The following is a 12,561-nucleotide window of genomic DNA, read 5'->3' as shown; positions in this document are numbered from 1 at the left end:
CGCGCTGATCAACTGCCTAACGCCCTAAACCCGAACCCCCAAATCCCGCCGGTCCGCCTCACGCACCCTCACTTTCCTCGCCGCGTATCCAAGCGACAACGAAGCCACCACGCACCAGCCTGCCATCCACAGCATCTGCGTCGGCAGCGCCACGCCCCAGTCGATGAACGCGCCGGTAATACCCGGCCCCAGCGCGGTTGAAAGCACCATCGCCGACACCGTTATCGCGCGGATACCGCCCAGATTGGCCAGCCCATACACTTCGGGCCAAAGCGCCCCCATCAAATTCTGGGTGAACCCGTTGCTTACCCCCAGCAGCAGCATGAACAGATAGACACCCCATAAGGGCGTCACCAATCCGACCGCCAGCGACGCAATTGTCAGCGGCGCGAGGAAGAAGGGCAGCAGCCGCAAGGCTCCGAACCGGTCGACCAGATGCCCGCACACGAATCCGAACACCACCGTCGTCACCGCCATCACAGGAAACGCCGCGGCAAAAGCGAGCGGGTCATAGCCGCGAAGCTCGATCAGATATCCCTGATGAAAAAAGATCACCGTCCCGATGAACGGCGGCGCCAACGTACCCGCCAGCAACAGATACAGCACTGGATCACGGATCACCTGCCCGCGCGTCCAGTCGCGCGCGGTGCGCGCACTCGCCGATCCCGCCTCGCTCGAATGCGGCACTCGCTCGACACGGATCAGCGCGAGAATTGCCGGCCATCCGACCAGCACGATTAGCCCCGCCGACACCAGCCATGCGCCATGCCATCCGATTGACTGGTGCAGCAGCACGAACGCCACCGGCAATACGGCGTTACCCAGCATGATTCCCGGCGTCACCAGCGCCATCGCCCTGCCCCGGTTGGCAACGAACCAGCGGCCGACCTCGGTATAGGCGATTTCGGTCATCATCCCCTGCCCGAACAGACGCAGCAGATAGAGCGCGATGCACAGCAGCACGATAGTGGGTGCCAGCGCGATCAGAACACATGCCGCCGCCAGCATCGGCAGCGCAAAGCGCGCCACCTTCCACCCCGGCATCAGGTCAAGCGTGCGCCCCAGCCAGGGCAGCGACAGCGCGCTTCCCAGCGTCGCCAGCATATACAGCCCGCCGAACGCGCCGCCCGACAGGTGAAACGTAGCGCGAATGTCATTGCCCGACAGCCCGATGAAAAAGGTCTGCCCGAAGCTCGAAAACAGCGTCAGCAAAAACCCGCCGCCGATCCACCGGCCATTGTCGCGGGTAAACCGCCAGTTATCGCGCGCAAAGGAAAGCATCGGCCCGCTGTGCAGAAGAAGCGGCTAAAAAGGAAGTCTGACTGTGAGGGCATAGAAATTCGCCAATGCGAACCCGGAAGGGCGCGGCAATCCAGTTCCCATGCCCGCGGCAGAATGGCCGCGTCGCTGTACTCCTCGCCCTGTCCTGCCCGCACGCTTTCCGATATCGTTTACAGCGTGCGCACGAAGGCTTTAGAGCCGGCTACATTGTTCTACGACATGCGCGAAAGTGAGAAGTTAAACAATTTCATGACCTACGACGTGCACATCATCGGCGGCGGCCTCGCCGGTTCGGAAGCCGCTTGGCAGCTCGCCAATCAGGGCAAGCGCGTCCGCCTGTCCGAAATGCGCGGCTCCGGCGACATGACGCCTGCGCATCAGACCGATCATCTGGCCGAACTTGTATGCTCTAACAGCTTCCGTTCGGACGATGCCGAAAGCAATGCCGTCGGGCTGCTCCATGCCGAAATGCGCGGGCTCGATTCGCTCATCATGGCGATGGGCGACAAGCACAAGGTGCCGGCGGGCTCCGCCCTCGCGGTCGATCGCGACGGTTTCTCGGCAGGCGTGACAGCGGCGCTGGAGGGCCATCCCAACATCACGCTGGTGCGTGAAAAGGTGGCGGTGCTCCCCACCGAGGGCCTCACCATCGTCGCGACCGGGCCGCTAACCGCGCCGGTGCTTGCCGACGCGATCGGGTCGGCGACGGGCGCTGACGCGCTCGCCTTTTTCGACGCGATCGCGCCGATCGTCTATCGCGACAGCATCGATTTCGATGTCGCATGGTTCCAGAGCCGGTGGAACAAAGGGGATGGAAAGGATTACATCAACTGCCCGCTCGACAAGGAGCAATATATCGCCTTCGTTCAGGGACTGATCGACGGCGAAAAGGGTGAGTTCAAGGACTGGGAAAAGGATACGCCCTATTTCGACGGCTGCATGCCGATCGAAGTGATGGCGGAGCGCGGCATCGACACGCTGCGCCACGGTCCGATGAAGCCGGTCGGGCTGGACGATCCACGCACCGGCCGCTGGCCCTATGCCGCGGTGCAGCTGCGTCAGGACAATGCAAGCGGGACATTGTGGAACATCGTCGGATTTCAGACCAAGCTGAAACATGGTGCGCAGGTCGAACTGTTCCGTACGATACCGGGGCTTGAAAAGGCCGAATTCGCGCGGCTGGGCGGGCTGCACCGCAACACCTTCATCCGCTCGCCCGAACTGCTCGATCCGACGCTTCGGCTGAAGGCGCGGCCCAATATCCGGTTCGCCGGGCAGATCACGGGGTGCGAAGGCTATGTCGAAAGTGCCGCCATCGGGTTGCTCGCCGGGCGGTTCGCTGCGGTCGAACATGACGGCGCACTGATGATGCCGCCGCCGCCCGAAACCGCGCTGGGCGCGCTGCTGGGCCACATCACCGGCGGGGCGGAGGCGGCGACCTATCAGCCAATGAACGTCAATTTCGGCCTCTTCCCCCCGATCACCGGCCGCGCCAAAAAGACCGAGCGAAAGAAGCTCTACACTGCGCGCGCGCGCGAAGCATTTTCCGACTGGATCGCCGCATAATTATTCTGCGAGCGCGTTCGATCAGGGCAGCGGCGTAGCGCTATATCGCGCTGCGACGACGCTGCGCTCAATCCCCGTTTCGATGGCGCGTGCGCCAAGGCCAGTCGATCGCGCCGCTCGCCCATAGCGCCCACCACATGATGATCGGCTGCGCGAACTGGCGCGGCACATGATACCAAAGCGGCAGGCCGGTTCCGCTCGAAAGGTCGCGGATCATGTGATGCACGTTCGCCGGCCAGACGCACAGCGCATATAGCGCAAGCCCGATGCCCGCCGCGCGTCGAAGTGGCGGAATCATCAGGCCCGCCGCTCCGGCAATCTCGCATATGCCAGTGGCGAACACGGTCAAGCGGGGCGCGGGAACCCAGCCGGGCACGATCCCGACAAAGGGGGCCGGCACCGCGACATGCAATATCCCTGCCGCCAGAAATATCGCGGCGAGCGCCCATCGCGCCGCCATCCGCTTACGGCTGTCGGTCACGCGATTTGCCCTTCGCCTGTCAGAAAACGGCGCGCGGTGTATCCTCGCCCATCATCTGCTGCCGCACCAGCGGGATCGGGGGACCGCCATAACTCAGGAACTGGTCGTGGAACGCCTTCCACGCCTTGCGCCCGCCCCGGCTGGCCGTCCAGTCGTCGCGCAGCTTGCGGATCATCAGCTTTCCCAGCGTGTAATTCAGATATGCAGGGTCATAGGTGCCTCGCGCGGCCTGCTGCTCGGCATTGCCGGGATCGATATAGCATTGCTGTTCAAACATCTGGCGCGACTGATCGACCGTCATGCCCTTCGCATGCAGTCCGATCGCCGACAGGAAGCGACAGTCGCGCAGCAGTGCGTTGGAAAGCTGACCGATATGCACTTCGGGGTCGCCATCGCCATAGCCCGCGTCCCACATCATCTCTTCGGCATAATGCGCCCATCCCTCGGCAAAGGCATATCCCACGAAAAGGCGACCGAACATGAAATCGGACCGGTTGGCATGAAGGAACTGGACGAAATGTCCCGGCATCACTTCATGCGCGGTCACGAACAGCAAATCGTCCTTACCGGGAATATATGCCTGCTGCTTCTCTTTCGACCAGTCGGGATTGGGCGGCGAGATGTAATAGATCGATGGAATGCCTTTTTCGAACGGCCCCGGCGGATCGATATAGGCAAGGTTCTGCCGGTTATAGGGCGGCGCTTCCTCAACCTTCGCTTCCTCGGTACCCGGAATGGATACCAGATCGTGCTTGGTGACGAAGGCGCGCAGTTCTTCCACCTGCTTGCGCGCGGCCGCTACCGGACCGCCCTCGGGCTTGTCGGCGTTCATCTTTGCCACGCATTGGGGGATGGTCTTGCCGGGATCGAATTCGGCGCACGCCGCCTTCATCGCTTCCTGATTGCGCTTCAGATCCGCCCGCCCGATCGATTCCAGCTTGTCGAGCGGTACTTCCACCGCTTCGGTGGTCTTGAGCATACGCAGGAACCGTTCCGGGCCAAGCGCGAAAGCCTGGGTCGCCTTGGCCCGGTTATTGTCGAGCCATTTCGCAAGCGAGCGCGACGCCTTGGCAGCGCGCATCGCCGCTTCGTCGAACCGCTTGTGCAGGGCATCGTCATCGACATCGGCAAAGGCGGCGCGCGCGTCACCGGTATAATAATCGGCGAACCCGTTGAACGCGGCGGTGCCGAAATCGACGAATGTCGCGGGCATCGGCATTTGCAAATTCTGGCGGATTTGCTGCGTGGCGGCGGGCACATGGTCGAAGAACTGGACCATCGCGCGCATCCGCGTCTTTTTGTCGGCGTAATCGCGCGCGACATAGACATTGGGGTCCAGCCCGCCGCCGACATAATAGCTGGGATTGTGATGCGGCAGATCGGCATCCTCCAGCCAGAAAAGCTGTCCATCGGCGACCTTGATAATATAGTCGCGTTCGAATTCCTGCTCTCTGGTGAGGTTGGAGAAAGTGCGCGCCTTGCGCACCGTATCTTTCAGAAACGTGGCCTTTGCCTCAAGCCCCTTCTCGCTCCAGTCGGGGAGCTTGCCATCGAAATCATGCCTTCCCTGATACACCGCGAAGGCAGGATCGAGCGCAAACCATTTCTCCGTGCTGTCCTTGACGAAATCGTCCCAGGTCGCGGGGGCCTGCGCGCTCATATTGCCTCCCACGAAGCTGTCGCCGCCTGCCGAACATGCCGCGCACCCCAATGCAACCAGCGCGGTCAACAACCTGAAACGCATTCACTCCCTCCGGTTCGATCCTCGGAAGGGACTTTGGCAGGTTGCGGCGCTGCGCGCCAGCCCCGATTACCCCATTTTCGCAGCGTCAACCTGTCGTGGCGATAGCCCCGCTTCGCCCCCGCAAAGCATCACTGTTTGCCAATCATACGCAACCGGTCGTACAGCGCGCGCATGGAAAGCCATCCCTTTTCAATCCCCAATTTCAGGGCCTATTTTCTGGCAAGGCTGGCGACGACGCTGGGCCAGATGTCGATGGTCATCGTCATCGGTTGGCAAGTATATGATATCGCCCGCCAGTCGATGAGCGTCAGAGCCGCCTCGTTTCAGCTCGGCCTTATCGGCGTGGCACAGTTCGTGCCGCTGCTGCTGCTTACCCTGTTCGCGGGTTGGGTAGCCGACCGGGTGGACCGGCGATGGATTGCGCGCGCCGCGGTGGCGCTTGAATGCGGCTGCGCATCGGCGCTGGGCTGGCTGACATGGAGCGGTACGATCACCCTGCCCGCCTTGTTCATGATCGCCGCACTGCTGGGCGTTGCGCGGGCGTTCGCCAGCCCCGCGCTTCAGGCGCTCGCGCCCAATCTGGTGCCCGCCACAGTGCTTCCCACGGCCATCGCGATCAGTTCGATCGCCTGGCAGGCCGGGTCCGTGGTCGGGCCTGCGCTGGGCGGGTATCTCTACGCCGCGGCGCGCTGGCTCCCCTATGCGGTGTCGGCGGGATTGTTCGCTTTCGCCTTCGTAATGCTCATGCTGGTGACGCCGGTCGCGCGAAGCAATATCCGCGGCAAGCGCAATCCATGGGCTCAGATGATCGACGGCCTGGCCTATGTCCGGCGCAACCGGCTGGTGCTCGGCGCGATTTCGCTCGACCTGTTCGCCGTGTTGCTGGGCGGCGCAACCGCGATGCTGCCGGTCTATGCCCGCGACATATTGCATGTCGGCGCGGCGGGGCTGGGTCATTTGCGCGCCGCGCCCGCGCTTGGCGCGGTGGCGATGGCGGCACTCTTTTCCTGGCGGCCGCTCAAAACGCAGGTGGGAGGCAAAATGCTGATGGGGGTGGCGGCATTCGGCCTTTCCACCGTGATATTCGGCCTTGCCGCGCCGGTGATGGTGCCGTTGTTCGGTCCCGGCATGATCGGCGCCGACACCGCTCCGGCGGTTCTGATTTCGCTCGCCGCGCTGTTCTGCCTGGGTGCGGCCGACATGATCTCGGTCTATATCCGCCAGTCGCTGATCCAGCTTTACACGCCGGACGAAATGCGCGGCCGCGTGGGCGCGGTGTCCACATTGTTCGTTTCCGGTTCGAACGAGATGGGCGAAGCCGAAAGCGGCTTCCTTGCCGCGCTGGTGGGGCCGGTTGCGGCGGTCGTGGCCGGCGGCATAGGCGCGATCATCGTTACCGGCATATGGGCGCGGATTTTCCCGGAACTCAGACGCGCGCGGACATTTGATCCCCCCAAGAGCTTCGAATTTCCTGAAAGCGAGGAGAAAGCAGCATGAAGGCGAACACGATCCTCGAAACGATCGGCAATACGCCCCATATCCGGATCCAGCGCCTGTTCGGCGATGCAGAGGTGTGGATCAAATCCGAACGGTCCAATCCTGGCGGTTCGATAAAGGACCGCGTCGCACTCGCCATGGTCGAAGCCGCCGAAAAGGATGGCAGTTTGAAACCCGGCGGCACGATCATCGAACCGACCAGCGGGAATACCGGCGTCGGCCTTGCCATGGTCGCCGCGGTGAAGGGCTATCCCCTTATCCTGGTCATGCCGGAAAGCATGTCGGTCGAACGCCGCCGGCTGATGCTTGCCTATGGCGCGAAGTTCGACCTTACCCCGCGCGAGGGCGGGATGAAGGGCGCAATCGAGCGCGCGCAGGAGCTGGTTCGCGAAACCCCCGGCGCATGGATGCCGCAACAGTTCGAAAATCCGGCGAACGTCAACATCCATACCGAAACCACTGCGCAGGAAATCCTGAACGATTTCAGGGATACGCCGATCGACGTCATCATCACCGGTGTCGGCACGGGTGGCCATATCACTGGCGTTGCCGAGCGGTTGAAAAAGGAATGGCCGGACCTGAAAGTATATGCCGTCGAACCCGAAGGATCGCCCGTCATTTCCGGCGGTCAGCCGGGACCGCATCCCATTCAGGGCATCGGCGCGGGCTTTATCCCCAGCAATCTTCACACCCAGGCGATCGACGGCGCGATAAAGGTCGAACCCGAAGTCGCCAAGGATATGGCCCGTCGCGCCGCGCGCGAGGAAGGGATACTGGTGGGCATCAGTTCGGGCGCGACGCTCGCCGCGATCCTGCACAAGCTGCCCGACCTTCCCGATGATGCGCGCGTGCTCGGCTTCAACTATGATACCGGCGAACGCTATCTGTCGGTTCCCGATTTCCTGCCCGAAAGCTGATCGGCATCGGCGTCGCCGCTTACCGCAAACCGGGCAGCGGCGACGCCGATTTTTGCGAACTGGCGCATAAAGAAAACAGCGTTATACCAAAGCTATGGCATGGCGCGGATTTTCGTCGTTCGATGGTTCCTGACAGATGATATCGCCCCCCGGCGAAGGTCGCCGTCTTTCATCGTCACTCCTCGTTACATTATGTCTGACCGGCGGCATCGGCATTGCCGCGCCCGCTCTACTGGTAGCCTATACCCCCACGCCTTCCACGCAGCCTGCGCGATCGCATCAGGCCGTCACGCCGGTTTCCGCCCCGATCGTACCGCCCACCGTCCTGCCGCCGGTCGAACCCGTCGCGATCAAGGAGCTGACACCGGACGAAGCGCGCGCCTATAATGCGTCGGTTCCCTTTGCCGGAGGGGCAATAGCCCCTGCCCGTCCGTTCCGTTTTGCCGGTAGCGAAGAAGACCGCGAACGCGCGACCGACTGTCTGGCCACCGCAGCGCTCTATGAAGCAGGCGACGATACCGCAGGCGAAAAAGCGGTGGCGCAGGTTGTCCTCAACCGCGTTCGGCACCCCGCCTTTCCCGATACCGTTTGCGGGGTAATATTTCAGGGGGCGGAGCGCACGAGCGGGTGCCAGTTCACCTTTACCTGCGACGGCGCAATGGCGCATTCCTGGTCGCAAGCGGCGTGGAAGCGGGCGCAGGATGTTGCCGCACAGGCGCTTGCAGGCAGCGTCGACCAGACGGTGGGGAACGCGACCCATTATCATACCGACTGGGTCGTACCCTATTGGAGCGCGAGCCTCGACAAGATCGCTGCGGTGGGAAGTCATCTGTTCTTCCGCTGGACCGGATGGTGGGGGACGACGCCGGCATTCCGAATGCGCTATCGCGGCGGCGAACCGCGCATTGCGCAACTTGCGGATCGGTTCGATTCGCACAAGAGCGCCGAAGCCCTTGCGGATGCATCGCACGGCACCGTCGATGCCGCGACGATAGCACAGGCCGCGCTGCCGCAACCGACGCCGGGCGATGCCGACCTGTTTCTGGTGAGCCTCGATCAGCGGCTTGACCCCGCGACGCTTCGCGCGCTTGCCGAACGCGCCTGCGCATCGCGCGACTATTGCAAGTTCATGGCATGGCGCGAAGATGACGCGACCCCCGATGCGCTTCCGTTAAGCCCGGCCGCGCTCTCGGCGATGGCGTTCAGCTATCTGCGCGACCGCAAGCGCGGTTTCGAAAAGGCATTGTGGAATTGCCGCACCTTTCCGCAAGCGAACGGTGATCAGTGCATGAACCGGGTCGCGCGAAGCCTTCCGTCGAAGAGTCGCGATTTCGGGCTGGAGAAATTGCCCGGCAGCACCACCAGCCATCAGGCGGGAGCAGTTCCGTCAGGACTTTCCGGCGTCCGGCGCAAGCCGGACGATGCAGCAACGCCGGAAGCCTCCCCGGCGCCCGCCACGCGCGGCGTGACGGGCGTCGGGAAAAGATAAGGCCGATCAGGCGCGCGCGAACATTTCGGGTTCAAGCGCCATGACGCTGTCAGAGCCGCCTTCGATCTTGCGACGAAGCGCGCCCGCGTCCGGCATGATCCGTTCGGCAAAAAATCGCGCCGTTACCATTTTCGCTTCGTAAAAAGCGGTGTCGCCTTCACCAGCTTCAATCGCCTTTTGCGCCGCATTCGCCATGCGAAGCCACATCAGGCCGGTCGCCACAATGCCCATCAGGTGCATATAGCTGTGCGCGCCCGCGCCGACCTGATCGGGGTTCTGCATGCCGTTCTGCATGAACCACATGCTTGCGGCCTGAAGCTGGCCCAGCGCCTTTTCAAGCGCTTCGACGATCGGCTTCAGTTCTTCCTTGCCTTTCGCTTCGGCCGCTTCGTCGGTGACGAGCTTGAAAAATGCCTGCACCGCGCGGCCGCCGTTGCGTGGCAGTTTCCGGCCGACAAGGTCCATCGCCTGCACGCCGTTGGTGCCTTCATAGATCATGGCGATCCGGGCATCGCGGACATATTGCTCCATGCCCCATTCGGCGATGTAGCCATGGCCGCCATAGACCTGCTGCGCATTGGTCGCGATCTCATATCCCTTGTCGGTGCCATAGCCCTTGATCACCGGGGTAAGCAGCCCGACCAGATCATCGGCAAGCTGGCGCGCTTCCTCATCCTGCGCTTCGTGCGCCAGATCGACCTGAAGCGCGCCCCAAAGGCACAGCGCGCGAAGCCCCTCGGTCAGCGCCTTTCCTTCCATCAGCATGCGGCGCACATCGGGGTGGACGAACAGCGTATCGGCCTTTTCGTCCGGCTCGGCAGGCCCGGTCAGCGCGCGGCCCTGACGGCGATCGCCGGCATATACCACCGCGTTCTGATAGGCGGTTTCGGCAACGCCAAGTCCCTGAAGACCGACGCCCAGCCGCGCGGCGTTCATCATGATGAACATCGCGGCAAGGCCTTTCATCTCCTCACCGACCAGATAGCCGGTCGCCTCATCATAATTCATGACGCAGGTGGAATTGCCGTGAATGCCCATCTTGTGCTCGATCGAACCGCACGTCACCCCGTTGCGTTCGCCAAGCGACCCATCGTCGTTCACCATGAACTTCGGCACGATGAACAGCGAAATGCCCTTCGACGTGTCGGGAGCGCCCGGCGTTTTGGCAAGCACCAGATGGATGATGTTGTCGGTCAGGTCATGCTCGCCCGAAGAGATGAATATCTTCGTGCCGCTGATCTTGTAGCTGCCGTCTCCCTGCGGCTCGGCCTTGGTGCGAATCAGGCCCAGATCGGTGCCACATTGCGGCTCGGTCAGGTTCATGGTGCCGCCCCATTCGCCCGAAACCATCTTGGGGACGTATTTTTCCTTCTGCTCCTGCGACCCGGTGGCAAGGATCGCGGCGATCGCGCCATGCGTCAGGCCGGGATACATGGCGAACGCCATGTTGGCGGAAATCATATATTCCTGGAACGCGGTGGAAACGATGTGCGGCATCCCCTGCCCGCCGAAATCCTCCGGCGCGGACAGCGTACCCCAACCGCTTTCGACGAACTGTTGATACGCTTCCTTGAACCCCTTTGGCGTGGTCACGCTGCCATCGTCATGACGCGTACACCCTTCGGCATCGCCGCTCTGGTTCAACGGAAATATCACCTCTGCAACGAATTTGCCGCCTTCTTCCAGAACGGCGCTGACGATATCCGGGGTCGCACCGGCAAAGCCGGCGACGTTCGAATAGCTGTCGAGCGCGATGACCTCATCCAGAATGAAGCGGGTATCGCGGATGGGAGGGGTATATTGCGGCATTGCCTTTTGATCCTTGCCTGTATGTTCGTTTTATTCGTCTTCAGCGATCTTGCGGTCGAGCAGCGTAAGAAAGTCCTGCAACTCCTCGATCGCGGCATCGATATCGCGGCGCTGCGATTCCAGCGTGTCGATCCGCTCGCGGCAGCGTTGGATGGTTACCTCGCGCTGAACCCGCCGCCCGTCGCCGACATCGTACAGGTCGATCATCTCGCGGATTTCGGCGAGGCTGAAACCGACCCGCTTGCCGCGCAAAATCCATGCGAGGCGAGCGCGGTCACGATGCGAATAGATGCGTGAAAGCCCCCGCCTTTCGGGCGAAATCAGCCCTTCATCCTCATAAAAACGAAGCGCGCGCGCGGTAACGCCGAATTCGCTCGAAAGATCGGAGATGGAGAAGAAATCGCGGTCGGTTCGCTGGTCGATGGGAGCGAGCGCGGCGAGCGTTGCATGATCCGAAGCCATGACGCGCTTACTACCTTCCCCTTACGTGAACGTCAAGGTTCAAACAGTGGTTAACCGCCGGTTTCGCAGAGCGCTCGGTTTCTTGAATCGCGCATCGCCGCCGCTTCAGATCGCGAAACGCTGATCGGATCGACTTCCAGACCGGCGAGCGAGGCGCGGCGAGTGCACAGCGCCTCGCAACCGGGCGGGACTTTTCCGGGGAAAATGATATGCCCATCGTCGAACCGCGCATCGAAGCTGCATGCGCTGCCCCCACCCAGTTCGATATGCAGCGTTTCGCCCGCCCGATTGGCATGTCCGGTGCCGCTGCACATGATAGAATCGCCATAATCGACCGAGACGCCGATGCGATATCCCATGCCCTGCGGCACGATACAGACACGATCGGTATCCCGCGCGTACAAACCGGTCAGCACGCCCGATTCCGGATCGCGGATCACCCCGCGCCGGATCGCGGCCGTTTCCAGGTCAGGCGCGGACCTCGGCGCCCTGTCGCTCCCGCCACCGTCGCTACCCGAACATCCGGCTATCAACAGCGCGCACAGGAGCACGCGGATCAATCGACCGGCTCCAGTCCCTGTACGCCGATGCGGCGATAAAAACAGCTCCTGCGCCCGGTGTGGCAGGCAGGCCCGTCCGCCTCCACCCGCATCCAGACCGCGTCCTGATCGCAGTCGATCCGCATTTCCACGACACGCAGGATATTGCCGCTTGTTTCGCCCTTTTTCCAAAGCCGCCCCCTGCTGCGCGAAAAGAAGTGGGCAATGCGGGTATCTCGCGTCAGCTTCAGCGCCTCTGCGTTCATATGGGCGAGCATCAGGACTTCGCCGGACGCGGCATCGGTCGCCACTGCGGTGATAAGGCCCGCGGAATCAAATTTGGGATCGAGGGTCATCTCGGATTCGCTGTTATCGTTCATGGCGTCTGGCCATAGGCGATGCTGATACGGCGCGGAAACCCATCAAAGCGAAGCTGCACCAACTTCTTCTCAGTGGGATCGGATTGCTTTGATCAATTCATCCTTGGTCATGTCCGACCGCCCTTCAATGCCGATCCTTTGCGCCTCGTCGTACAGTTCGTCCTTGGTCCGATCTTCCAGCTTCGTGCCCTTGTGATCGACATCGCCCTTTGCCTTGGCATTGGCGATTCGCGCCGCCTTCTCCTTCGACGCGCCCTGGTCGCGCAAATCTTCGTAAAGCTTGTCGTCCTTTACCTGATTGCCATGGTCCTTCGTCATCGCGCATCTCCCTTGATATGGGGCAAAAACGCGTAATTCGAATGCCGGTTCACGCAGCATGTTACAAAAGGGCGACAA

At 62.2% G+C, this 12,561-nt stretch carries 12 protein-coding genes; 4 read left to right on the top strand and 8 right to left on the bottom strand.

Annotated features, from left to right (window positions below; translation table 11 throughout):
• Positions 1 to 24: 24 nt before the first annotated feature.
• On the bottom strand, positions 25 to 1,281 hold the full coding sequence (locus KY084_RS08165; protein WP_219237973.1) for an MFS transporter: 1,257 nt from the start codon (positions 1,279 to 1,281) through the stop codon (positions 25 to 27).
• Positions 1,282 to 1,530: 249 nt separating this feature from the next.
• Here KY084_RS08165 and trmFO point away from each other — a divergent pair, with 249 nt between their 5' ends.
• Positions 1,531 to 2,847 (top strand): methylenetetrahydrofolate--tRNA-(uracil(54)-C(5))-methyltransferase (FADH(2)-oxidizing) TrmFO, encoded by a 1,317-nt coding sequence (gene trmFO / locus KY084_RS08160; protein ID WP_219237972.1) that lies wholly within the window; start codon positions 1,531 to 1,533, stop codon positions 2,845 to 2,847.
• Between the two features lie 67 nt (positions 2,848 to 2,914).
• Here the strand turns inward: trmFO and KY084_RS08155 are convergent, their stop codons facing one another.
• Both KY084_RS08155 and KY084_RS08150 read right to left on the bottom strand, forming a co-directional pair.
• The gene (locus KY084_RS08155) at positions 2,915 to 3,328 is read right to left on the bottom strand and encodes a DoxX family protein (protein WP_343227980.1); all 414 of its coding nucleotides are present in this window, start codon (positions 3,326 to 3,328) and stop codon (positions 2,915 to 2,917) included.
• Positions 3,329 to 3,347: 19 nt separating this feature from the next.
• Entirely contained in the window at positions 3,348 to 5,072 is a 1,725-nt protein-coding gene (locus tag KY084_RS08150; RefSeq protein ID WP_219237971.1) for a DUF885 domain-containing protein, read from the bottom strand.
• A gap of 171 nt (positions 5,073 to 5,243) precedes the next feature.
• On the opposite strand from KY084_RS08150, the gene KY084_RS08145 reads away from it, so the two are divergent.
• From KY084_RS08145 to KY084_RS08135, 3 genes are all read left to right on the top strand, one after another.
• Positions 5,244 to 6,569 (top strand): MFS transporter, encoded by a 1,326-nt coding sequence (locus KY084_RS08145; RefSeq protein ID WP_219237970.1) that lies wholly within the window; start codon positions 5,244 to 5,246, stop codon positions 6,567 to 6,569.
• The gene (cysK, locus tag KY084_RS08140; RefSeq protein ID WP_219237969.1) at positions 6,566 to 7,486 is read left to right on the top strand and encodes a cysteine synthase A; all 921 of its coding nucleotides are present in this window, start codon (positions 6,566 to 6,568) and stop codon (positions 7,484 to 7,486) included. Before KY084_RS08145 ends, cysK begins: the two co-directional genes overlap by 4 nt.
• A gap of 136 nt (positions 7,487 to 7,622) precedes the next feature.
• The gene (locus KY084_RS08135) at positions 7,623 to 8,975 is read left to right on the top strand and encodes a cell wall hydrolase (RefSeq protein ID WP_219237968.1); all 1,353 of its coding nucleotides are present in this window, start codon (positions 7,623 to 7,625) and stop codon (positions 8,973 to 8,975) included.
• A gap of 6 nt (positions 8,976 to 8,981) precedes the next feature.
• Here the strand turns inward: KY084_RS08135 and KY084_RS08130 are convergent, their stop codons facing one another.
• From KY084_RS08130 to KY084_RS08110, 5 genes are all read right to left on the bottom strand, one after another.
• Positions 8,982 to 10,784, bottom strand: coding sequence for an acyl-CoA dehydrogenase C-terminal domain-containing protein (locus tag KY084_RS08130; protein WP_219237967.1), 1,803 nt, complete (start codon positions 10,782 to 10,784; stop codon positions 8,982 to 8,984).
• A 30-nt stretch (positions 10,785 to 10,814) separates the two neighbouring features.
• Complete coding sequence (locus KY084_RS08125) at positions 10,815 to 11,246, bottom strand: MerR family transcriptional regulator (RefSeq protein ID WP_219237966.1); 432 nt, start codon at positions 11,244 to 11,246, stop codon at positions 10,815 to 10,817.
• A 50-nt stretch (positions 11,247 to 11,296) separates the two neighbouring features.
• Positions 11,297 to 11,797: a hypothetical protein gene (locus KY084_RS08120; RefSeq protein ID WP_343227986.1), complete on the bottom strand. Its 501-nt coding sequence runs from the start codon at positions 11,795 to 11,797 to the stop codon at positions 11,297 to 11,299.
• Positions 11,798 to 11,802: 5 nt separating this feature from the next.
• On the bottom strand, positions 11,803 to 12,165 hold the full coding sequence (hisI, locus tag KY084_RS08115) for a phosphoribosyl-AMP cyclohydrolase (RefSeq protein ID WP_219237964.1): 363 nt from the start codon (positions 12,163 to 12,165) through the stop codon (positions 11,803 to 11,805).
• A gap of 69 nt (positions 12,166 to 12,234) precedes the next feature.
• Positions 12,235 to 12,483, bottom strand: a complete 249-nt coding sequence (locus KY084_RS08110) for a DUF7218 family protein (protein WP_219237963.1) — start codon at positions 12,481 to 12,483, stop codon at positions 12,235 to 12,237.
• Between the last annotated feature and the right edge of the window lie 78 nt (positions 12,484 to 12,561).

It is taken from the genome of Stakelama flava, assembly GCF_019351405.1.
In the GTDB taxonomy this organism is placed as follows: Bacteria; Pseudomonadota; Alphaproteobacteria; order Sphingomonadales; family Sphingomonadaceae; genus Sphingomonas; species Sphingomonas flava_A.
This window is presented reverse-complemented; position numbering and strand designations above follow the sequence as displayed.